20 protein-coding genes are annotated in these 21,284 nt (G+C 73.4%); 11 read left to right on the forward strand and 9 right to left on the reverse strand.

Going from position 1 to position 21,284, the window contains the following annotated elements; genetic code table 11:
• Positions 1-79 precede the first annotated feature (79 nt).
• Positions 80-859: a maleylpyruvate isomerase family mycothiol-dependent enzyme gene (locus tag E6R60_RS03935; RefSeq protein ID WP_136324990.1), complete on the reverse strand. Its 780-nt coding sequence runs from the start codon at positions 857-859 to the stop codon at positions 80-82.
• Positions 860-899: 40 nt separating this feature from the next.
• Positions 900-1,451 (reverse strand): hypothetical protein, encoded by a 552-nt coding sequence (locus E6R60_RS03940; RefSeq protein WP_136324991.1) that lies wholly within the window; start codon positions 1,449-1,451, stop codon positions 900-902.
• A gap of 142 nt (positions 1,452-1,593) precedes the next feature.
• On the opposite strand from E6R60_RS03940, the gene E6R60_RS03945 reads away from it, so the two are divergent.
• Positions 1,594-1,884, forward strand: coding sequence for a hypothetical protein (locus tag E6R60_RS03945; protein ID WP_136324992.1), 291 nt, complete (start codon positions 1,594-1,596; stop codon positions 1,882-1,884).
• A 32-nt stretch (positions 1,885-1,916) separates the two neighbouring features.
• Here the strand turns inward: E6R60_RS03945 and E6R60_RS03950 are convergent, their stop codons facing one another.
• Genes E6R60_RS03950 through E6R60_RS03960 form a run of 3 tightly spaced genes read right to left on the reverse strand, consistent with a single transcriptional unit; the run spans position 1,917 to position 5,162 of the window.
• Entirely contained in the window at positions 1,917-2,990 is a 1,074-nt protein-coding gene (locus tag E6R60_RS03950) for a prenyltransferase (protein WP_136324993.1), read from the reverse strand.
• The gene (locus E6R60_RS03955; protein ID WP_136324994.1) at positions 2,987-3,763 is read right to left on the reverse strand and encodes a class I SAM-dependent methyltransferase; all 777 of its coding nucleotides are present in this window, start codon (positions 3,761-3,763) and stop codon (positions 2,987-2,989) included. The genes E6R60_RS03950 and E6R60_RS03955 overlap by 4 nt, the downstream gene beginning before the upstream one ends.
• Positions 3,764-3,821: 58 nt before the next feature.
• Complete coding sequence (locus E6R60_RS03960; protein ID WP_136324995.1) at positions 3,822-5,162, reverse strand: glycosyltransferase family 4 protein; 1,341 nt, start codon at positions 5,160-5,162, stop codon at positions 3,822-3,824.
• Between the two features lie 229 nt (positions 5,163-5,391).
• Between E6R60_RS03960 and E6R60_RS03965 the strand changes: the two genes are divergently transcribed.
• From E6R60_RS03965 to E6R60_RS03995, 7 genes are all read left to right on the forward strand, one after another.
• The gene (locus E6R60_RS03965) at positions 5,392-6,003 is read left to right on the forward strand and encodes a TetR family transcriptional regulator (RefSeq protein ID WP_136324996.1); all 612 of its coding nucleotides are present in this window, start codon (positions 5,392-5,394) and stop codon (positions 6,001-6,003) included.
• Between the two features lie 209 nt (positions 6,004-6,212).
• Entirely contained in the window at positions 6,213-7,463 is a 1,251-nt protein-coding gene (locus E6R60_RS03970; protein WP_136324997.1) for a substrate-binding domain-containing protein, read from the forward strand.
• A 3-nt stretch (positions 7,464-7,466) separates the two neighbouring features.
• A complete protein-coding gene (locus tag E6R60_RS03975) occupies positions 7,467-8,261 on the forward strand; it encodes an ABC transporter ATP-binding protein (RefSeq protein WP_136324998.1) in 795 nt (264 codons plus the stop codon).
• Positions 8,258-9,001, forward strand: coding sequence for an ABC transporter ATP-binding protein (locus E6R60_RS03980; protein ID WP_136324999.1), 744 nt, complete (start codon positions 8,258-8,260; stop codon positions 8,999-9,001). The genes E6R60_RS03975 and E6R60_RS03980 overlap by 4 nt, the downstream gene beginning before the upstream one ends.
• The gene (locus E6R60_RS03985; protein ID WP_136325000.1) at positions 9,001-9,888 is read left to right on the forward strand and encodes a branched-chain amino acid ABC transporter permease; all 888 of its coding nucleotides are present in this window, start codon (positions 9,001-9,003) and stop codon (positions 9,886-9,888) included. The genes E6R60_RS03980 and E6R60_RS03985 overlap by 1 nt, the downstream gene beginning before the upstream one ends.
• Positions 9,885-10,994, forward strand: coding sequence for a branched-chain amino acid ABC transporter permease (locus E6R60_RS03990; protein WP_136325001.1), 1,110 nt, complete (start codon positions 9,885-9,887; stop codon positions 10,992-10,994). The genes E6R60_RS03985 and E6R60_RS03990 overlap by 4 nt, the downstream gene beginning before the upstream one ends.
• On the forward strand, positions 10,991-11,875 hold the full coding sequence (locus E6R60_RS03995) for an alpha/beta fold hydrolase (RefSeq protein ID WP_136325002.1): 885 nt from the start codon (positions 10,991-10,993) through the stop codon (positions 11,873-11,875). The genes E6R60_RS03990 and E6R60_RS03995 overlap by 4 nt, the downstream gene beginning before the upstream one ends.
• Positions 11,876-11,924: 49 nt before the next feature.
• Here the strand turns inward: E6R60_RS03995 and E6R60_RS04000 are convergent, their stop codons facing one another.
• Complete coding sequence (locus E6R60_RS04000; protein WP_136325003.1) at positions 11,925-13,403, reverse strand: PHB depolymerase family esterase; 1,479 nt, start codon at positions 13,401-13,403, stop codon at positions 11,925-11,927.
• Positions 13,404-13,662: 259 nt separating this feature from the next.
• Between E6R60_RS04000 and E6R60_RS04005 the strand changes: the two genes are divergently transcribed.
• Positions 13,663-14,484 (forward strand): 3-hydroxybutyrate dehydrogenase, encoded by an 822-nt coding sequence (locus E6R60_RS04005; protein WP_136325004.1) that lies wholly within the window; start codon positions 13,663-13,665, stop codon positions 14,482-14,484.
• A gap of 32 nt (positions 14,485-14,516) precedes the next feature.
• On the forward strand, positions 14,517-16,484 hold the full coding sequence (locus E6R60_RS04010) for a GAF domain-containing protein (RefSeq protein ID WP_136325005.1): 1,968 nt from the start codon (positions 14,517-14,519) through the stop codon (positions 16,482-16,484).
• A gap of 64 nt (positions 16,485-16,548) precedes the next feature.
• Here the strand turns inward: E6R60_RS04010 and E6R60_RS04015 are convergent, their stop codons facing one another.
• On the reverse strand, positions 16,549-16,782 hold the full coding sequence (locus tag E6R60_RS04015) for a ferredoxin (protein WP_136325006.1): 234 nt from the start codon (positions 16,780-16,782) through the stop codon (positions 16,549-16,551).
• Positions 16,782-18,245 carry an aldehyde dehydrogenase gene (locus E6R60_RS04020; RefSeq protein WP_136325007.1) on the reverse strand — a complete coding sequence of 488 codons (1,464 nt, stop codon included), beginning with the start codon at positions 18,243-18,245 and terminating at the stop codon, positions 16,782-16,784. Before E6R60_RS04020 ends, E6R60_RS04015 begins: the two co-directional genes overlap by 1 nt.
• A 263-nt stretch (positions 18,246-18,508) precedes the next feature.
• Here E6R60_RS04020 and E6R60_RS04025 point away from each other — a divergent pair, with 263 nt between their 5' ends.
• Positions 18,509-19,549: an MBL fold metallo-hydrolase gene (locus tag E6R60_RS04025; protein WP_136325008.1), complete on the forward strand. Its 1,041-nt coding sequence runs from the start codon at positions 18,509-18,511 to the stop codon at positions 19,547-19,549.
• A 19-nt stretch (positions 19,550-19,568) separates the two neighbouring features.
• On the opposite strand, the gene E6R60_RS04030 is transcribed toward E6R60_RS04025, so the two are convergent.
• Positions 19,569-21,083 carry a hypothetical protein gene (locus tag E6R60_RS04030; protein WP_136325009.1) on the reverse strand — a complete coding sequence of 505 codons (1,515 nt, stop codon included), beginning with the start codon at positions 21,081-21,083 and terminating at the stop codon, positions 19,569-19,571.
• Positions 21,084-21,284 lie beyond the last annotated feature (201 nt).

The raw sequence follows: 21,284 nt of genomic DNA on the forward strand, positions 1-21,284 counted from the left end.
GCAGAGCGGCACGGACGTCCCCTCCAGCTTGGCGCAGCCCTGCCCGGCCCGCACACCGGCAGCGCCGCCGCGCCGCCGGTCAGCCGAAGGAGGACCGGGCCAGCCAGAAGTCCAGCAGTTCCGCGTCGCCCAGCACCTCGACGCGGTCGCTGTCCGGGGCCAGGCGGCGGTTGAAGACCAGCATCAGGTCGGTGAGCGGACCGCGCAGCGCCACGGTCGCCTTCCCGTGCGCGTGGCGCCAGGTGAAGCCGTCCGCGCCGAACTCGACGAGCCACTCGGCGTCCGGTACGTCGGTGGCGTGCAGATGGAGGGAGCGGCCCTCCCCGCGCAGCTCCGCGGCCTCGGGGTCGCCCTCCGCCTGGGCGTAGGCGACGATGTCCAGCCACTCGTCGATCGTGTCGGCGGCGAGGTCGGGCGCCATCGTGTAGGGAACCTTCGCGGTCAGGGCCGCGTCCGCCAGATGGACGACCGTCTCGATCGCCATGCGCCGCGCCCAGAAACCGGTGCTGCGATCCCGGCCGTACCAGGACCACACCTTCTCTGCGGGGCCTGCGTCCCGCAGCGCCGCCGCGGTCCCGGCCGCCCCGTCGGCCAGCCAGGCGTCGAGCACGGCGGGGTCGTCGCCCTCGGGTGCGAAGGCCGGCACCTGCTCGTCCGGGAGCTCCTCGGTGGCCCGGGTGCGGACGATCTCGCCGGCCCAGCGGTGGGCGCGGCCGACGTGGATGGCGAGGTCCCGCAGCGTCCACTCGGGGCAGGTGGGGACGGCCGCGTCGAGGTCCCCGGCGCCGACAGCCGCCCTCAACGCGTCGGTCAGGCCGACGATTTCATCGCAGTAGCGCGCGTGCGCGAGAGGAGCCATGCCCGCACCCTAGTGCGGCCACGGTCCTCCTCACATGCGGTTATCCGCCGAGCTGCGAAGCGGAGGGGACCTTGTCCTTCACTTCGGCGCCCGCGCTCTTCCCGGCTTCCTTGACGCTGTTGATGACGTTCTCGAACGCGCCGACGTCCCCTGCGCCCGCCTCGCCCTTGCGGAGCTTGGCGGCCATGCCCTTGAGGGACTCGATGCCCGCCGTCAGCGGGGCGACGGCCTTCGACAGCAGCGGGTCGCCCTTGGCGTTGACGGTCGCGGCCTTGAGCCGGTTGTAGGCGAAGCCGCCGGCGAGCCCGGCCTTGACGAGCGCGAAGGTCCGCCCGTCCGCGCCCTTCTTGAACGTCCCCGCGCGGTAGGGCTTGACGATCCACTGGTACGTCGCGCCGGCCGCCAGGCCCGCGTTGGCGACGAACCGCGTCTTGGCGAACTTCTGCGCCTCGGCCGACGACGTGCCGGTGGGCGATGCCGAGGTGCTCGCACCGCTGTCGTCGTCGCCCCCGCACGCGGTGGTGCCCACCAGCACCGAGCAGGACAGCAGCAACGCGACGAGGAGTCGGCGGAGCGGTACGGAACGGGGCACGGCGGGCCTCCCTGACCGGGGACGTCACGGCGGGTGCCGGGGCCCGGCACTCCCCCCGTCAGGCTGGCCGCGGCGGCCCGGTCCCGCCACCCCGGTGCCGCCGTCCGGGTTTCACCTGGCCGAAAACGGCAATCCGGAATCCATGTCCTACAGCAGAGGCAAGGGAAGCAGCACCGCTGCACGCGTCATAGCCGTGGTGGCCGACGTCATGGCCTTCATCATCGGCCTGTGGATTCTGATGTACCTGCTCGACGCCAACCGGGGCAACGATCTGGTCGAGTTCGTACAGCACACCGCCAGGTGGCTCGCCGGCTGGTCGTACGACCTCTTCACGTTCGACGAGGCGTGGGCCAGGGTCGTCGCCGGATACGGCCTCGCCGCCGTCGTGTACCTGTTCGTCGGTCACGCGGTGGCCGGTCGCATCCGGCACTGAGCACCGAGCCCACCGGAGGATCAGCGCACCGCTCAGCCGCAGCAGTCCGGCTCCAGGCCCTTCGGCAGCCGTTCCCCGCTGAAGACCGCGGTGGTCGCCTCGTCCCCGCCGAGCGCGGCCACCGCCAGCAGGAGCGATCCGGCGGTCCACGCGGTGTGCTCCTCGGGCCAGAACGCCCGGTTGCCCTCGAAGACGTACCCCGTCCAGTACATCCCGCCCTCGGCCCGCAGGTGCTGGATGGACTGGAGGATCTCCAGCGCGCGGTCGGACTCGCCCATCACCCAGAGCGCCAGGGCGAGTTCGCAGCTTTCACCGCCGGTCACCCAGGGGTTGGGCAGCACGCAGCGCACGCCGAGGCCGGGGACGACGAAGCGGTCCCAGCCCTCGTCGATCCGCTGCTGGGCCGCCGGTCCGACGATCGCGCCGCCGAGGACCGGGTAGTACCAGTCCATCGAGTAGTGGCTCTTGTCGAGGAAGCGCTCCGGGTGGCTGCGGATCGCGTGCCCCAGCGCCCCCGTCGCCAACTCCCAGTCGGGCTGCGGTTCTTCGCGGCGCTCGGCGATGGCGAGCGCGCAGCGCAGGGCCTGGTAGATGGAGGAGGAGCCGGTCAGGAGCGCGTCCGTCACCGGGGTGCCGTCGGCCTCCCGCTTCCAGCCGATCTGCCCGCCGGGCTGCTGGAGCCGCAGGACGAACTCGACGGCGGCGAAGACCGTCGGCCACATCCGGTCGACGAACGCGTCGTCACCGGTGGCGAGGTAGTGGTGCCAGACGCCGACGGCCACGTAGGCGCAGAAGTTGGTCTCCAGGCCCCGGTCGGTCGGCTGCGAGGGGTCACCGTCGTGGTAGGCCGCGTACCAGGAGCCGTCCTCGTTCTGGTGGCGGGCGAGCCACTCGTACGCGCGTTCCGCGGCGGCGTGCTCACCGGCCGCGTCCAGGGCCATGGCGGCCTCGGTGTGGTCCCAGGGGTCCAGGTGGTGTCCGCGGAACCACGGGATCGCGCCGTCGTCGCACTGCACGGCGAGCACGGCGGCGACGGTCTCCGCGGCCTCCTCGGAGGTGAGGACGCCGGGCAGGACGAGGTGTTCGGTCCGCTCGGGAAGACTCACGCCTCGGCCTTCGCGGAGTCGCCGGCCGGCGCGGGGGCCGCGGCCGTCACGGTGGCGGGCAGGTGCGGTTTGGTCGCGTACGCCACGAAGCTCTTGCCGACGACCGGGTTGAGCAGCTGTTCGGCGACCCGGGTCGCCATCGGCTTCTTCATGATGTCCCAGACGAGCAGCTTGTGGTACGCCCGCACCGGCAGCGCCTTGTCGTTGTCGACGCCGAAGGCGCACTTGAGCCACCAGTAGGGGGCGTGCAGGGCGTGCGCGTGGTGGGTGCCGTACGGCTTGAGGCCGGCGCCGCGGATCTTCCCCAGCAGTTCGTCCGCCTTGTAGATGCGGATGTGGCCGCCCTCGACCTCGTGGTACGCGTCGGAGAGCGTCCAGCAGACCTTCTCGGGGCCGTAACGCGGCACGGTGATCGCGATGCGGCCGCCGGGCCTGAGGACCCGGACCATCTCGGCGAGCACGCCCTTGTCGTCCGGAATGTGCTCCATGACCTCGGAGATGATCACGACGTCGAAGGACGCGTCGGGGAACGGCAGGTTGAGCGCGTCGCCCTCCATCGCGGTGGCGGTGGCGCCCTCGGGCGCCTCCCCCGCCTCCTTCATCGCGGCGAACCACTTCGCGACCTCGCGGATCTCCTCGGCGTTCCGGTCGAGGGCCACGACCTGGGCGCCACGCCGGTAGCACTCGAAGGCATGGCGTCCGGCGCCGCAGCCCAGGTCGAGCACTCGGTCGCCTGCGGCGAGCGGGAAGCGGGTGAAGTCCACGGTCAGCACGAAGGCCTGCTTTCGCGGTCGAGGGGGCAAAGGGGGAGGGTGCGCGTGAGGAGCGGTGTCACCGTCGGCCGCCGGGGCCGGTGACGGCGCGGGCCGCGATCGCCTCCCGGTAGAGCGCGGCCGTGCCGATCGCCGCCTGCTTCCAGGTGAACCGGGCGAGGACCCGTTCCCGGCCCGCGGCCCCGAGCCGCGCGCGCAGCTCCGGGTCGCCCAGCAGCCGGCCGAGCGCGTCGGCGAGGGCCCCGGCGTCGGCGGGCGGGACGGCCAGACAGGTCTCGCCGTCCGGGCCGGCGACCTCGGGGATCGCACCACCGGTGGTGGCGACGAGCGGGGTTCCGGTGGCCATGGCCTCGGCGGCGGGCAGCGAGAACCCCTCGTACAGCGAGGGGACGCAGGCGATCTGGGCGCTGCGCACCAGGTCGACGAGTTCGGTGTCGCTGATGCCCTTGACGAACTCGACGGCGTCGCCGAGTCCGTGACGGTCGATGGCCTGGGCGACCGGTCCGTCCTCGGCCCGGCGGCCGACGACCACGAGGTGCGCGGCGGGATTCTCCGTACGGAGCTTGGCCAGCGCGTCGACGAGATGGACGAGGCCCTTGAGCGGGACGTCGGCGCTGGAGGTGGTGACGATCCGGCCGGGCACCTCGGCGACGGCGGGGTCGGGCGACCACAGGTCGGTGTCGGCCCCGATGTGCACGACGCGGACGCGGTCCGGGCGCACGCCGAGGTGGTCGACGATCTCCTGACGGGAGGAGCCGGAGACGGTGAGCACGGACGGCAGCTTGCGCGCGACCCGCTTCTGCATCCGGGTGAACGCGTACCAGCGGCGTACGGAGGCGCGCCGGCGCCGGGTCGGGGCGGCGGCCAGGTCGAGCTGCCGGTCGACGGTGATGGGGTGGTGGATCGTGGTGACGAGCGGGGCCCCGAGGTCGCCGAGGAGCCCGTAGCCGAGCGTCTGGTTGTCGTGGATGACGTCGAACTCGCCGCGCCGGAACCGGAGATGGCGGCGCGCACGCAGGCTGAAGGTGAGCGGTTCGGGGAAGCCGCCGGTCCACATCGTGGCGACCTCGGCGGCGTCGATCCAGTCCCGGAACTCGCCCGCCCGTGGGGTGCGGAACGGGTCGGGCTGCCGGTAGAGGTCCAGGCTCGGCAGTTCGGTGAGTGGGACGCCCTCGTCGAGCACGGGGTAGGGCTGGGCGCCGATCACCTCGACGCTGTGGCCGAGGCGGGCGAGTTCCCGGGCGAGGTGGCGTACGTAGACGCCCTGGCCGCCGCAGAAGGGGTTGCCCTTGTAGGTGAGGAGCGCGATGCGCAGGGGCCGGCCGTCAGCGGGGACCGAGCCCGTGTCCGACGTGCCGACGCCCGTACGGGGGCCCGAATCTATGGCCTCAGCGGTCACACTCGGCCCCCTTCTCACTGCGTGTTCGCCGGAGCGTAACCGCTCACGCTAATCTAGAACAAGTTACAGACCGGATCGTTCAACGAGCTACGAATCTACCGGCAGGTAGCACCGGTGCAACGGCCGGATCAGGTGATTCGCGCCACGACACACACCCTGGCATGCTGTGCGCCGCCGGACCGGCCGCCGCAGCTCGCGGTCGCGGACAGAAGCCTGGGGATGGGGACACATGACAGCGGAAGCCAGACCGGCATCGCCGCCCCTGACGGAACGCCAGGAGGCCCGCCGCCGCCGCATCCTGCACGCCAGCGCCCAGCTCGCCAGCAGGGGCGGCTTCGAGGCCGTCCAGATGCGCGAGGTGGCGGAGGCCGCCGGGGTGGCCCTGGGCACGCTGTACCGCTACTTCCCGTCCAAGATCCATCTGCTGGTCGCCACCATGCAGGACCAGCTCCAGCACATGCACGGGACGCTCCGCAAACGGCCGCCGGCCGGGGCAGGCGCGGCCGAGCGGGTCGCCGACACGCTCATGCGCGCCTTCCGCGCGATGCAGCGCGAACCGCACCTGGCCGACGCGATGGTGCGCGCGCTGACCTTCGCGGACCGCAGTGTGAGCCCCGAGGTGGACACGGTCTCGCGGCTCACGACGGCGATCATCCTGGACGCCATGGAGCTCGACCGCCCGACGCCCGAGCAGCTCTCGGCGGTCCGGGTCATCGAGCACACCTGGCACTCGGCCCTGATCACCTGGCTTTCGGGGCGGGCGTCGATCGCGCAGGTGAAGATAGACATCGAGACGGTCTGCCGGCTGATCGACCTGACGGCGGAGGAACCGGCCGGCTGAGACCGGCGGGCACGGGGCGGGGGTGAAAAGCCCCGCGACGCCGCCTCGTGGGGCGGCCGGTCCGAGGCGCTCCGGGTTCCCGGCATCCGCCCATGTACGGCGCCCACATGGGTCACCGGCCAGGTGGGGCGCCCTGCACCATATCGACGACGGCACGGTCTTCATACGGTTCGGCGACATCACAGGAACACGCCGAGGAGCCGGTCCCCATGCGTCGCAGAGCCAACAGGGCCAGCAGAGCCCGCCACTCCCCCACCGACATCCGCACCTTCGCCGTCCTGGCAGCCGCCGGTCTGCTGCTGACCGGCTGCACCGCCGCCGGCACGGCGGGCGGCTCCGGCTCCGGCGAGGCCGCCGACGACGCGGCCGTGAAGGTCGGCCTGGTCTACTCCCGGACCGGGCTGCTCGCGGACTACGGCAAGCAGTACCGCGACGGCTTCATGGCGGGCCTGGACTACGCGACGAAGGGCACCGGCAAGGTCGCCGGCCACCGCATCGAGGTCACCGAGCAGGACGACGCGGGCGACCCCGGCAAGGCGGTCTCCGCCGCCAAGAGCCTGATCGGCAAGGGCTACAAGGTGCTGGCCGGCACCACCGACTCCGGGGTCGCCCTCCAGATGGCGCCGCTGGCCGCGCAGAACAAGGTGCTGTACGTCAGCGGCCCGGCGGCCACCGACGCGGTGACCGGCATCAACGACTACACCTTCCGCTCGGGGCGCCAGTCCTACCAGGACATCCTGACGGCGGGCACGATGCTCGGCGACGCGAAGGGCAGGAAGGTCACGGTCCTCGCGCAGGACTCCACGTTCGGGCAGGCCAACGTCGCCGCCGTGAAGGCGGTGCTCGGCGCGAAGGGCGCGCAGGTCGGCTCCGTGCTGGCGCCGCCCGGCGCGACGGACCTGACGCCGTTCGCCCGGCAGGTCAAGGCGGGCGGGCCGGACCTGGTCTTCGTCGCCTGGGCCGGGTCCACCGCCCCGGCCCTGTGGACCGCGCTGGACCAGCAGGGCGTGCTGGGCGCGGGCAAGGTCGTCACCGGACTCGCCGGCACCGCCTCCTACCCGGTGTTCGGAGCGGCCGGGTCCAAGGTGTCGTTCCTGGCGCACTACTTCCCGGGCGCGGGCGGCGGCAACGCCGTGGAGAAGGCGATGCTCGGCGCGGTGACGAAGGCGGGCGGCACGCCCGATCTGTTCACCCCGGACGGCTTCACCGCCGCCCAGATGGTGGTGCACGCCGTCGCCGAGGGGAGCGCCACGGATCCGGCCGCGATGGTGAAGGCCCTGGAGGGCTGGACCTTCGAAGGGCCCAAGGGCGAGCAGCAGGTCCGGGCCGAGGACCACGCGCTCCTGCAACCCATGTTCGTGGCCCGGCTGACCGGCAAGGGCGCCGGCGCGAAGCCCGGTCTGCTGGACACCGAGGCGAGGGACGCCGTGGCGCCGCCCGTGAAGCCCTCGGCGGGCTGACCCGTGACCGCACCCTACACACCCGGGCGTCCGGGAGGCGCCCCGCCCGACGTCGCGGCCCCCGTGCTCCGACTGGACGGCATCGGCTGGAGCGTCGGCGGCGCGACCATCGTCGAGGACATCACGCTGAGCGTGCGCGAGGGCGATTTCCTCGCCTTCATCGGGCCCAACGGGGCGGGCAAGACGTCCCTGTTCAACCTGATCAGCGGTCTGACGCTGCCCACCGCGGGCACGATCGCGCTGGACGGGGCGGACCTGACGGACCGGCCCGCCCACGTCCGTGCCCGGCGCGGGATCGGCCGGACGTTCCAGACGTCCAGCCTCTGGCCCGCGATGACGGTGGCCGACCACGTCCGGCTGGCCGCGCAGGCCGCCCGGGGCGGCTCGTACCGCCTCTGGCGGCGCGCCGACCCGTTCACCGCCGAGGTGGCCGGGGTCCTGGAGCGCACCGGTCTCGGCCACCGGGCCCGGGCCACGGCCGCCGAACTGTCGCACGGCGAGAAGCGGAAGCTGGAGCTCGCCGTGCTGCTGGTGGGCGAGCCCCGGCTGATGCTGCTCGACGAGCCGATGGCCGGGGTGAGCGCCGAGGAGGTCCCGGCGCTCACCGAACTGATCCGCACCCTGCACCGGGAGGAGGGCCGCACCGTCCTCATGGTCGAGCACCACATGGACGTGCTGCTGGGCCTCGCGGACCGGCTCGCCGTGATGCACCACGGCCGGCTGCTCGCCCTGGACACGCCGGAGGCCGTGACCGCCGACCCGACCGTGCAGCGGGCCTACCTCGGGGAGGGGCTGTGACCGGGCGCCCCCTGCTCGACGTACGGGATCTGCGCGTTCTCATCGGCGGCCGCCACATCCTGCACGGCGTCGGCCTGGACGTCGCGGCCCACGGCGTGACCGCGCTGCTCGGCCGCAACGGGGCCGGGAAGACCACGACCGTACGGGGCATCCTCGGTCTCGTCCCGCGCGAGGGCAGCGTCCGCCTCGACGGCGAGGAGACCGTGTCCCTGCCGACGCACGCACTGGTCCGGCGCGGCATCGGCTACGCCCCCGAGGACCGGGGCGTCTTCGCCGGGCTGACCGTCGCGGAGAACCTGCGGCTGGCGGAGCGGCGCGGCGCGGGCGAGCCCGCGTACGCCCTGGTCCATGAGCTCTTCCCCGAACTGAGGCAGCGGGCCGGGCAGTTGGCCGGGACGCTGTCCGGCGGACAGCAGCAGATGGTCGCCATCGGCCGCACCCTGCTCAACGCCAACCGGCTGATCATCGCGGACGAACCGACCAAGGGCCTGGCCCCGAAGGTGGTCACCGAGGTCGCCCAGGTGCTGGAGCGGGCCGCCGAAGCGGTGCCCGTCCTGCTCGTGGAGCAGAACCTCGCCGTCGTGCGTCGCCTCGCCGCGCACTGTGTGGTGCTGGCCGACGGGCGGACCGCCCACCGGGGCCCGGCGGCCGAACTGCTCGAAGACGCGGAGGCGGCCCGCAGACTGCTCGGCGTGGGCCACGGCCCGCCGGCCCCCCACCCCGCGGAGGCGGATCACTGATGTCCACCCTCGTCCTGCTCACCCTGACCGGTCTCGGTCTGGGAGCCCTCTACTTCCTCATCGCGTCCGGACTCTCGCTGATCTTCGGTCTGATGGACGTCCTCAACTTCGCTCACGGGGCCCTGCTCTCCATCGGTGCGTACGGCACCTGGTGGGCGGCGTCCGGCCATCTGCCGGGCGCGGGGCCGGGCGGGGCCGGCTTCGGCCTCGCGGTCCTGTTCGGTACGGCCGTGGGCACCGCGGCCGCCGTGCTCCTGGAACTCGCCGTCGTCCGCCCGCTCTACACCCGGCCGCGCGAACAGGTGCTCGCCACCGTCGGGGTCGGGCTCGCCGTCCCGGCGCTGCTGTCGGGCATCTGGGGCTCGGACGCCCGGACCTTCCCCGGGCCCGAGGCCCTGTCCGGCACCTTCGGACTGCTGGGCGCGCAGGTCCCCGTCAACCGCCTGGTGCTGATCGCGGCGGCCGTCCTCGTCCTGGTGGCGCTGCGGCTGTTCCTGGGCCGGACCCGGCACGGACTCGTCGTACGGGCGGGTGTCGAGGACCGGGCGATGGTCACCGCGCTCGGCGTCGACGTCCGCAAGGCGTTCACGCTCGTCTTCGCGATCGGGGGCTGCGCGGCGGCCCTCGGCGGGGCGCTCGGCGGGCTGTACTTCGGCTCGGTCGACCCCCGGCAGGGCACCTCGCTGCTGATCTTCGCCTTCGTCGTCGTGGTCACCGGAGGCATGGGCTCGGTGACGGGCGCCGCCGTGGCGTCCGTCGTCATCGGCCTGGTCCAGCAGTTCGCCAACTACTACACCGCTGCGGGCCTCGGCGACCTGGCGGTCGTCGTCCTGCTCGCCGCGCTGCTGCTGATCCGCCCGCGCGGACTGACGGGGAGGCTCGCGTGAGCACCGCCACCGAGACACATGACCGCACCGACGGCCCCGCCGCCCCGGCGCGGACGTCCGACGGACCCCGCCCGCTGCGCTGGTGGCCGGCCGGCGTCCTGCTGCTCCTGGTGGTCGCGCCGTTCAGCGCCGTGCCCGTGCCGGGCGTACTGGACGGGCCGCTCGGCAGCGCGGGCAGCCTCCAGCTCCTCGCGACCTGTCTGCTGTTCGGCGCTCTGGCCACGGGGTACGACCTCCTGCTCGGGCGCACCGGGCTGCTCTCGTTCGGCCACGCCCTGTACTTCGCGGCGGGCAGTTACGCCACCAACACGTTCCTGCTGGAGGCGGGGCTGCCCTTCGCCCTCGCCGCGGTCCTCGGCCTCCTCTTCGGGATCGCACTGGCCCTGGTCCTGGGGTCGGTGAGTCTGCGCGTCACCGGGATCGGCTTCTCCATGGTGACCCTCGCCTTCGCCCAGGCGGGCTCGATCCTGGTGTCCCGCGACCCCGGCGGTGTCACCGGCGGCGAGGAGGGGCGGGCGGCTCCGGCGGACCTGCTTCCCTCCTGGCTCGTCGGCATCGACCACACCGCGAACCTCTACTGGATCGCCCTCGCCTACCTCGTCCTCACCCTGGCCGTCGTGACGTGGGCGGTCCGCTCCCCCACCGGGCGCGTCTGGGAGGGCATCAAGGAGAACGAGCGCCGGGTGGAGGTGCTGGGCCTGAGACCGTACGGCTTCAAGCTGACGGCCTTCGTCGTCGCGGGCGGGCTCGCCGCGCTCGGCGGCATCGTGCACCTGCTCCTGACCGGCGGTTCCACCCCCCGGACCACCACGTCCGACTTCACGCTGTCGCTGCTGGTGATGGTGGTGCTGGGCGGCTCGGGCACCCGCTGGGGCCCGATGGCGGGCGGCATCCTCTACACCTGGGCGGACCACCGGCTCGGCGATCTGGCCGGTTCGGGCGCGGTCGCCGATCTGCCCGCGGTGCTCCGCGTCCCGCTCTCCCAGCCGTTGTTCCTGCTGGGCGTGCTGTTCGTGGCCGTGGTACATCTGCTGCCGGGCGGCCTGGCCCGGCTGCCGGGCCGGCTGGGAGCCGTGCCGCACCGGAAGGAGACCGGAGCCCTGTGATTCCGTACGAGGAGATCGAAGTCCCCGTCCCGGGAGGCGGGTTGGCCGCACTGCGCTGGCCGGCCGCCGATCCGGACGCACCGGCGGTGGTGGCCCTGCACGGCATCACGGCCAACGCGCTCTCCTGGGGCACGGTGGCCCGGCTGCTGGCCGGCCGCGTCACGTTGATCGCCCCGGATCTGCGGGGCCGGGCCGGGAGTTCGGCTCTCCCCGGCCCGTACGGCATCGCCGCGCACACGGACGACGTGGTGGCGCTGACCGAGGCCCTGGGCCTGGACCGGGTGGTGCTGGCGGGCCATTCGATGGGCGCGTTCGTGGCGGCGCTGGCCGCGGTGCGGTATCCGGACCGCTTCGGCCCGCTACTGCTCGTTGACGGCGGTATCGGCTTCCCCGCGCCCACGCACCTGACCCCGGACGAGCTGATGACGGCCGTGATCGGTCCGGCGATGGACCGCCTGTCGATGACGTTCGCGGACCGGGCCGCCTACCGCGCCTTCTGGCAGGCCCATCCGGCGTTCGCGGGTGCCTGGTCGGACGAGGTGGACGCGTACATCCAGCGCGACCTGACGGGCGAGGAACCGGCCCTGCGCTCGACGTGCCGGATCGAGGCGGTCCGCACGGACGGCGTCGGCCTGTTCGACGACGAGGTGCTGGGCGCGGTACGGAAGCTGCCGGCCGAGGCGACGCTGCTGTGGGCGGCGCGCGGCCTGATGGACGAGGAGCAGGGTCTGTACGACGAGCGCCGGCTGGCGGCGGCCGGCCTGGCGGGGACCCGGGTGCGGCCGGTGGCGGTGGAGGACGTGAACCACTACACGGTGCTCACGGGCGAGCGGGGCGGGCAGGAGGTCGCCGACCGCCTGGTGGCGTTCGCGTACGCCTGAGGGGCGGGCCGGGTCCGGCGGCGGACCGCCGGGCCCGGCCCGCCACGCGTCAGCCGGTGGCGCAGCCGCCGTCCGCGATCACGAAGTACCCGGCGGGTGACTCCTTCAGGGTGTGGGTGACGAAGACGTTGTACAGGCCCATGTTCTGGTTCGAGCCGTTGGCGTACGCGTACCCGCCGGACGTGTGGGCCCTGCCCGCCGTCACGTGCGCGTAGTTGGTGGCCGAGTGGCACGTGGCCGGTGCGCCGCCGCCGGTGGTGGTGGCCGTCACCTGGACCGAGGCGGCGCCTGCTCCGCCGGACGCGTCGACCGCCGCCACGGTGTAGCGGTAGGCGGTCCCGGCGGTGAGGCCGGTGTCCGTGTACGCGCCGGCGGTGGGAGAGGCGACCTTCGTGCCGTTGCGGAGCACGGCGTACGAGGACGCGCCCGGCACCGCGTTCCAGGACAGGGACGCGGTGGTGTCCGTGGTGCCGGTGACGGTGAGGCCCGTGGGGGCCGGGAGCCCGTCGCCGCCCCCGCCGGGCGCGCCGCCGTCCAGGCCCCAGAAGACGCCCGTGTAGTACGTCGAGCACACGGCGTTCAGGAAGTAGGCGGCCGTCGTCCCGCACTGCTGGGCGCCCGTTCCGGGGTTCACGGGCAGTCCGTGGCCCATGCCGGAGACGGAGTACGTCTCCACGGCCGGCCGGCCCGAGGCGTCGTTGTAGACGCTTCGGGTGGTGTTCCCGGGCAGGGCGTCCGTGGAGGCCGGCGTCTGGCCGATGCCCCAGACGTCCGTCCACTGGTCGCGCAGGGCCGTGGCGTTCGCCGGGTAGACCGTGTAGTCCGCGGTGCCCTGCCAGATCGCCACGCGGGGCCAGGGGCCCGTGTACCCGGGGTGGGCGGCCCGCACCTTGTCGCCCCACTGCGCGGGGGTGAGCTTCTGCGGGCCCGTCTGGCAGCCCGACGCGGCCGCCTGGCTCGTCGCGCACTGGGCGGGCAGCCCCGAGGACACGGAGCCGCCGGCGAACACGTCCGGATAGGCGGCCAGCAGGTCCGCGGTCATGCCGCCGCCGGCGGAGAGCCCGGTGACGTACACCCGGCGGCCGTCGGAGCCGTACGTCTGCTTCGCGTACTCGACCATCTGCACGACGGAGGCGGCCTCGCCCCTGCCCCGGGTGTCCTCGGCCGGATCGAACCAGCCGAAGCAGGACAGGGAGTTGTTCGCCGACGTGGTCTGGGGGAAGACCACGGCGAAGCCCCACTCGTCGGCGAACTTCGGCCAGCCGGAATTGGTGTAGTACGCGTTCGCCGTCTGGGTGCAGCCGTGCAGGGCGACGACCAGGGGCGCGTTCGCCGGGAGGCCGGCGGGCGTGTACGCGTACATCTGCAGGTTGCCGGGGTTGGAGCCGAAGCCGGTGATCTGCTGGAGACCGCCCGCGGCGGCGGCCGGCTGCGCGGCGGTGGTGGTGCTCAACGTAGCGGCGAGCAGGCCGAGGACGGCCGTGGACGCGACGCGGCGGAAGAAGCGTCTCAGGATCGATGGGCGCACGGGGGCTGCCTCCCTGGTCGGTACGTGGGGGATCGGGTTGCTGCCGGAACCTATGAGCGGCGCGTCGCCGCGCCCATGTGCCAGGCGGACACCGGCGGGTGCGGGCTGTGTGCGGCGGGGCTCTTGTGCGGTCCGGAGCACCACGGCGACGCCTCCCCCGCGCCGTACGGCACCACGTACGCCGCCACCATGCCGGAGCGGGAGGCTGTGTGCACCGCCGCCATGTGACACGGGCCGCCGCGTACCTACGGTGACGGCCATGGAGACTTCCCGCAGACCCGATCACGAGCCCGCCACTCCCTCCCCCGGCGGCGGATCACCGCAGGCGCGCGCGGAACCGGTCCTGGCCGGGCGCACCGCGCTGGTGACTGGTGCGGCCGGCGGGATCGGACGGGCCTGCGCGCTGGCGCTGGCCGCGGCGGGCGCGCACGTGCATGTGGTGGACAGGGCGGGCGAGGCCGCGAAGCGCCTCGCGGAGGAGATCGGCGGGACGCCCTGGGTGGTGGACCTGTCCGACCCGGCGGTCGTCGACACGCTGCCGGCCGGCGCGGACGTCGTGGTCAACAACGCGGGGCTCCAGCACGTGGCCCCGGTCCACGAGTTCCCGCCGGACCGGTTCGCCCTGATCCAGCGCGTCATGGTGGAGACCCCGTTCCGCATCTTGCGCCGGACCCTGCCGGGCATGTACGAACGCGGCTGGGGGCGCGTCGTCAACATCTCGTCGGTGCACGGGCTGCGCGCGAGTCCCTACAAATCGGCCTACGTCACGGCCAAGCACGCACTGGAGGGGCTGAGCAAGGTGGTCGCGCTCGAAGCGGCGGAGCACGGGGTGACGAGCAACTGCGTCAGCCCCGGCTACGTACGCACGCCCCTCGTCGAGAACCAGATCGCCGACCAGGCCCGGGCCCACGGCATCTCGGAGGCGGACGTGGTGGGGCGGGTGATGCTGGAGCGCAGCGCCGTCAAGCGGCTGATCGAGCCCGCGGACGTCGCCGAGGCGGTCCTGTGGCTGTGCGGCCCGCACACCGGGCACATCACGGGCACCTCGCTCTCCATGGACGGCGGCTGGACCGCCAACTGACCGACCGAACTCCTACGAACGCTGGTTGCCCGATGCCTGAACCGCTCCCCTCCGCCGCGCCCCACCTGCGGCGCCTGTTCGACCTGCTGGCCGACGACGCGCCCGCCGAGGCGCTGGGGGCGGTCTCCTCGCAGGCGCGGGGGGACGGCGTGCCCGCCGAGGAGCTCGCCGAGGTGGAGCGGGCCACGGCGACGGCGCTGCGGATCAGGGGCGCCCTGCGCCAGCACCGGCGCCGCGAGCTCCAGCTCACCGCGCTGTTCGACACGGCGGGCGACCTGGCGGCCTCCCGCGACCTGGACGACGTGCTGAAGGCGATCGTGCGGCGGGCCAGGATGCTCCTCGGCACGGACACGGCCTATCTCACGCTTCCGGACGAGGAGGCGGGCGACACCTACATGCGGGTGACCGACGGGTCGGTGTCGCTGCTCTTCCAGCGGCTGCGGCTGGAACTCGGCGAGGGGCTCGGCGGCCTGGTGGCCCAGACCGCGAGCCCGTACGCCACCCCGGACTACCGCACCGACGAGCGCTTCCACCACACCCGCAACATCAACGCCGGGGTCCTGGACGAGGGCCTGGTCGCCATTCTGGGCGTGCCCCTGCTGCTCGGCTCCAGCCGCGGCGGTACGGGGAAGGTCATCGGCGTCCTGTTCGCGGCCGACCGGGCGCCCCGGGTCTTCAGCCCGGACGAGGTGGCCCTGCTCTGCTCGCTGGCCGCCCATGCGGCGATCGCCATCGACACGGCCCGCGCCCTCGCCGACACCACCGCGGCCCTCGCCGAACTCGCGGAGGCGAACGCGGAGCTGGCCGAGGCCAACGCCTCCGTGCGGGCCCACTCGGCGGCCATGCGGCGGGCCGAGGAGTCCCATGACCGGCTGACGGACCTGGTCCTGCGCGGCCGGGACGTGAGGGACGTCGCGGCGGCCGTCGCCGGACTGCTCGACTCCCCGCTGACCATTCACGACCCGGGCGGCCGTCCGCTGGCCGCGGTGCGCCCGGACGGTACGGGCTTCGCCGCCGACAGCATGGACGCGGGCTGGCTGGCGGAGGCGGCCGAGGAGTCCCGTGCGGGGGCGCGTGCCGTGCACCGCGACGGGCGGGTCGTCTGCGCGGTGCTCGCCGGGCAGGAGCTGCTGGCCGGGCTGGTCCTGCACCGGGGCAGGCCGCTGGACGACTCCGACCGCCGGCTGTTCGAGCGGTCGGCGGTGGTGACCGGGCTGCTCCTGCTGCTGCGGCGCACGGTGGCCGAGACGGAGAACCGGATCCGCGGCGAGCTGATCGCCGACCTGCTGACGGATTCCGGCCGCGACCCGGCGGGGCTGGCCGAGCGCGGGCGCCGCCTGGGCATCGACCTGGACCGGCCGCATCTGCTGCTGGTGGCGGAGACGGCGGCACGGGAGCGGCTGGCGCCCGCCGCGCTGCGCTATCTGTTCGGCGGGGACATCCACGGGGTGAGCGCCGAACACGCGGGCGCGGTGGTGCTGTTGGTCGAGGGCGACGACCCGGCCGCGGGACGCGCGGCCCGCTCGGCGGCGGCGCAGCTCGGCCAGCTGGCGCAGTCCCCCGTCACCGTGGCGGCCGCCGGTCCCGCCCGGGGCCCCCGCGAACTCGCCGCGGCCTACGGCGAGGCGGCGCGCTGCCTGCGGGCGATGCGGGTGCTGGGCCGCACGGGCCAGGGCGCCTGCGTGGAGGAACTCGGCTTCCTGGGCGTGGTCCTGGGCAACGCGCAGGACGTCGACGGCTTCGTGGCGGCGACGCTGGGGCCGCTGCTGGAGTACGACGCGCAGCGCGGCACGCACCTGGTGCGGACGCTGAGCGCGTACTTCGGCGCGGGCGGCAGCCTGATCCGGGCCAAGGACGAGCTGCACGTGCACGTGAACACGGTGGTGCAGCGGCTGGACCGGATCCAGGTCCTGCTGGGCCGCGACTGGAACGAGCCGGACCGGGCCCTGGAGCTTCAACTGGCTTTGCGGCTGCACCTGCTGTCGGGCGCGCGACCCTGACCCGCCGGAGACCGCGCCCTGGTGATGGCCCTCTCCCGACCCGCCCGGCGCGAGCGTGATGGCCCTACTCCTCCGGCGGGAACACCGCCTCTCCCGACCCGGCCAGCGCGAGCGTGATGGCCTCGACCGGGCAGCCCTCGGCCGCGGCGAGGATCTGCTCGTTGGCGTCGGTCTCCGGGTCGGCGGGGTGGGACTGGCGGGCGGAGTCCAGCCGGAAACCGCCCGGAGCGTGGTTCACGCACATCCCCGATCCGATGCAGACGCCCCGGTCGACCTCGACGCTCCAGCGGTCGCCCATCAGACCTCGCCCCCGTAGCCGGCGGGCAGGTGGATCATCTTGTGCTCGAAGTACTCCCCGTACCCCTCGGGCCCGAACTCCCGCCCCAGGCCGGAGTTCTTGTAGCCGCCGAACGGGCCGAGCATGTCGAGGCTGAAGGTGTTGACGCTGTACGTGCCGGTCCTGACCCGGCGGGCGATGTCGATGCCGTGCCCGGTGTCGGCGGTCCAGACGCTGCCGCTGAGTCCGTACTCGGAATCGTTGGCGATCTTCACCGCCTCGTCCTCGTCGCCGTACGGCAGGAGGCAGATGACCGGTCCGAAGATCTCCTCGCGGGCGACGCGCATGGAGTTGTCGACGTCGCCGAAGAGCGTCGGCTCGACGTACCAGCCGCGCTGCTGCGACGCCGGACGGCCGCCCCCGGTCAGGACCTTCGCGCCCTCCTCCTGGCCGATCCGGATGTAGTCGAGGGAGCGCTGCTGCTGGCGCCGCGCGACGAGCGGGCCGAGTTCGGTGGCGGGGTCGAGGGGGTCGCCGATCCTCAGCGCTCCGGCGGCGGCGGCGAAGGCCTCGGCGATCTCCTCGTACCGGGAGCGGGGGACGAGGATCCGGGTCTGGGCCACGCAGGCCTGGCCGTTGATCATCCAGGCGAAGGGCACGATGCCGGCGACGGCCGCGTCCAGGTCGGCGTCGGGGAGGATCACCGCGGCGGACTTCCCGCCGAGTTCGAGGGTGACGCGGGTGAGGTTGCGCGAGGCGACCTCCATGACACGGCAGCCGGCGGCGACGGATCCGGTGAAGGAGACCTTGTCGACGCCCGGATGCCCGACGAGGTACTCGCTCACCTCGCGGTCGGCGGGCAGGATCGACAGCACGCCCTCGGGCAGCCCGGCCTCGGCGACGATCTCGGCCAGGATGTAGGCGTCGAGCGGTGATTCGGGCGACACCTTGAGGACGGCCGAGCACCCGGCGAGCAGCGCGGGCGCGAGCTTGGCGGCGGCGGTGAACTGGGGCACGTTCCACGGGACGACCGCGGCGACCACCCCGACCGGCTCCCGCCGCACGAGCAGCGGCCCGAGCGCCCCGTCCCGGCGTTCCTCGTACGGGAAGGTGCGGGCGACGGTGACGGCCGCGTCCCACACCATCATCGCGGCGAGGGCCTGCACCATGACGCTGGAGGTGTACGGGGTCCCGTTCTCCGAGCTGATGACCCGGGCGATCTCCTCGTACCGCACGGCGAACGCGTCCTTGATGCGCGTGACGACGGCGATGCGCTCGTCCAGCGGCATCCGCGGCCAGGGCCCGTGGTCGAACGCCTCCCGGGCGGCGGCGACGGCCCGGTCCACGTCCCCCTCGGCGGCGTGCGGGACGCGGCCGATGACCTGCTCGGTGTGCGGGGAGACGACCTCGATGACGTCCCGTCCGGCCGGATCGACCCACTCCCCGCCGATGAACAGTTTTCCGTGCTCGACAAGCTCGCTCATGGCTGCTGCCTCCCGCGACGCGGCATGGGGCCCGTCCGACTGACTGGTTGACCGAGCCCTTGACCTGACTTCGTGTCAGAACTGATACCAGTTCCAGTTCCAGGAGTCCACGGCCGGGGCAGGGCCCACCGGACGCGCGCACGGCCTCGACGGCGGAGATGGTCGACCGGGGCTACCACTGGAACAAGTTCTCGTTACAGTGGACGGGGCGCGTCGTGGCCGTACCCCGCACGCCGCCGAGGCCGCGCAGAGATGGGGCGTTCATGACGCAGGTGATCAACCACGGTGGGGGCGTCCACAGCATCGAGGTCCCCATACCGGACAACCCCCTGGGTCACACCCTGGTGCATCTCCTGGACACGGACCGGGGCCCGGTCCTGATCGACACCGGCTGGGACGACCCCGAGGCGTGGGACACCCTCACGGCCGGGCTCGCCGGCGTGGGCGTGGACGTCGCCGAGGTCCACGGCGTGGTCATCACCCACCACCACCCCGACCACCACGGCCTCTCCGGTCAGGTCCGCGAGGCGTCGGGGGCCTGGATCGCGATGCACGCCGCCGACACGGCGATCGTCCGCCGCACCCGCGCGTCGCGACCGGGCACCTGGCTGGCCTACCTGGCCGCGAAGCTGGCGGCGGCCGGGGCGCCCGAGGACCACATCGCCCCGCTGCTGGCCGCCCGCGAGAAGGGCGGCCGGATGCGCACCCTGCCCGGACTGCGGGCCGCGGTCCCGGACCGGGAGATCGTGCCCGGCGAGCTCCTCGACCTGGCGGGCCGCACCCTGCGCGCGATCTGGACGCCGGGCCACACCCCGGGCCACGTCTGCCTGCACCTGGAGGAGGACCACCCCGCCCGGCTTCCCGGCCGCGGCCGCCTCTTCTCCGGCGACCACCTGCTGCCCGGCATCAGCCCGCACGTCGGCCTGTACGAGGACCCGGACGACGCGACGCCCACCGACCCGCTGGGCGACTACCTCGCCTCCCTGGAGCGCATCGGCCGCCTCGGCGTCGCCGAGGTCCTCCCGGCCCACCAGCACGCGTTCACGGACGCGGCAGGGCGCGTACGGGAACTCCTGGTGCACCACGAGGACCGTCTGGCGGGCCTTCTCGCCCTGCTCGCCGCACCGCTGACGCCGTGGCAGCTGGCCGAGCGGATGGAGTGGAACCGGCCCTGGGAGCAGATCCCCTACGGATCACGGAACATCGCCGTCTCGGAAGCCGAGTCGCACCTGCGCCGCCTGGTGAAGCTGGGGCGCGCGGAAGCGGTGCCGGGGAGCGAGCCGGTGACGTACGTGGCGGTCTGACGGAGGCCGAAGGCCCGGGTCATCCGGCAGCGCCGGCGCCCTCGCGCGGTCCGGCCGGGGCGGCTTCGGCCCGGCCGGCCGGCAGTGCGGCGGGGCGGGCGTCCGGCTCACCGGCGGCCGCCGCGCGGCGACGTGCCGCGAAGGCCGTCGCGACGAGGGTGAGCGCGACGGTTCCGGAGAGCGCGGGCCAGTACACGTAACGGTAGTTGGACTCGGGCGCCGTCGGCAGGTAGGCGAGGATGTACAGCAGGGAGCTCGCCCCGAGGAGCCGCAGTTCCCTGCTGTACGGGCCGGGCCACCAGCGGCGCAGCACGAGCACCAGCGAGACGGCCAGCCAGAACCAGCCCTGGAAGAGCATCGGCAGGTCGCGGGCGAAGCCGGTCACGTAGTTCTGCAGCGCGAACCTCAGCGTGTCGTTCAGCGGCTGCTCGCGCACTTCCGGGTGCAGCCGGGCGCCGGCGTTGACGCGGGTGCCGTTCCAGAAGACCTGGTTGCTCCGGAAGAGCAGCTTGGTGAAGACCCTGGTCCGGTACTCGGCGTACCCCTTCCAGTGCTTGGGCATCTGCTGCGTCCACATCCGGACGATGACGTCGGCGCGCCGGTCCAGATACGTCACGTCGAACGGGCGGCGCTGCGGGAAGCACTGGAGGTACGCGTCGGAGGCGATGTTCCGCTGCCGGCAGGTGACGGCGGCGGCGACCAGCCCGTCCCGCAGGTCCGCGCTCGCGCCCGCCTGCTCGGCGGCGGCCCGCACCTGGTCCGGCGTGAGGACGTGCACGAGATCGTCCACCGGGATCACCGCGTACACCTTGGTGGCCAGCGGATGGGTCGCCGCGGAGACCCCGGCGCCGCCGGCGAGCACGGCGGCGGCGAAGACGGCGGTGGCGGCCTGCCAGCGGCGCCGGCCGGGAACGGGCCATGCCGCGAGGACGAGCAGGGCGAAGACCGGGATCGCGGCGGGGATGCCGTTCTTGCGCACGAGGGCGGCGTACGTGAGGAACAGCACACCCGCCACCAGGAGGGCCCACCGGGTCCTGACCCGGTCCGGCGGCAGCTCACGCACGGTGAGCGCGATCGCGAAGACGGCGAGGAGCGCGTACGCCAGGTGCACGTCCTTCCACACCACTCCCGTGAGGTTCATGATGTGCGGCGCGAAGCCGACGGCCAGGACGGCCAGGGAGAGTCCGCGACTGCGCGTCTTCGTCCACACCAGCCGGGCCAGGACCCACAGCGTCCCCCACAGCACGGCGGCCTGGACGGCGGCCATGACCGAGAAGTTCCCCGTGACCGCGATGAGGACCCGCCAGGCGAGCGCCATCACGGGCGGATGCCAGTCGTTCACCGGCTCGTCCCCCAGCGCCTGCCCCAGCTGCGTGTTGCTGTCGGCGCTGAGATATCCGGGGTGGAAGACGGTGGCCACGCCGTAGCCGCAGGCCGCCGCGACGGCCGCAAGGCACCACGGCCACAGCGTGCCGTCCTTCCAGGCTCCGCGCACTGCGATGGTCCACCGGCGATCACTACGTACGGACGGCACGGGCGGGAATCTATAGGTACCGGACTCCGAGGACAAACCGGAATGATTAGCCTTCCGGTGGGGCCGCCGCCGCAGGGACCAGTGCGCGCCGCCGCCCCTCATGAGGATCACCGTCCGCTCGGAACGAGCCACTCCGCTCATGGGGAGAGCGCACACCCGGCACCTCGCGGGGATCGGTAGTCTTCCTGTTCAGCCCCTTCA

Source organism: Streptomyces sp. A0642, assembly GCF_004795105.1.
Taxonomy (GTDB): Bacteria; Actinomycetota; Actinomycetes; order Streptomycetales; family Streptomycetaceae; genus Streptomyces.

What these genes read in the sequence shown, in the direction of transcription:
- E6R60_RS03935 (WP_136324990.1), bottom strand. Translation starts at nt 859, where the DNA reads ATGGCTCCTCTCGCGCACGCGCGCTACTGCGATGAAATCGTCGGCCTG.
- E6R60_RS03945 (WP_136324992.1), top strand. Translation starts at nt 1,594, where the DNA reads ATGTCCTACAGCAGAGGCAAGGGAAGCAGCACCGCTGCACGCGTCATA.
- E6R60_RS03965 (WP_136324996.1), top strand. Translation starts at nt 5,392, where the DNA reads ATGACAGCGGAAGCCAGACCGGCATCGCCGCCCCTGACGGAACGCCAG.
- E6R60_RS03970 (WP_136324997.1), top strand. Translation starts at nt 6,213, where the DNA reads ATGCGTCGCAGAGCCAACAGGGCCAGCAGAGCCCGCCACTCCCCCACC.
- E6R60_RS03985 (WP_136325000.1), top strand. Translation starts at nt 9,001, where the DNA reads ATGTCCACCCTCGTCCTGCTCACCCTGACCGGTCTCGGTCTGGGAGCC.
- E6R60_RS04005 (WP_136325004.1), top strand. Translation starts at nt 13,663, where the DNA reads ATGGAGACTTCCCGCAGACCCGATCACGAGCCCGCCACTCCCTCCCCC.
- E6R60_RS04010 (WP_136325005.1), top strand. Translation starts at nt 14,517, where the DNA reads ATGCCTGAACCGCTCCCCTCCGCCGCGCCCCACCTGCGGCGCCTGTTC.
- E6R60_RS04015 (WP_136325006.1), bottom strand. Translation starts at nt 16,782, where the DNA reads ATGGGCGACCGCTGGAGCGTCGAGGTCGACCGGGGCGTCTGCATCGGA.
- E6R60_RS04020 (WP_136325007.1), bottom strand. Translation starts at nt 18,245, where the DNA reads ATGAGCGAGCTTGTCGAGCACGGAAAACTGTTCATCGGCGGGGAGTGG.
- E6R60_RS04025 (WP_136325008.1), top strand. Translation starts at nt 18,509, where the DNA reads ATGACGCAGGTGATCAACCACGGTGGGGGCGTCCACAGCATCGAGGTC.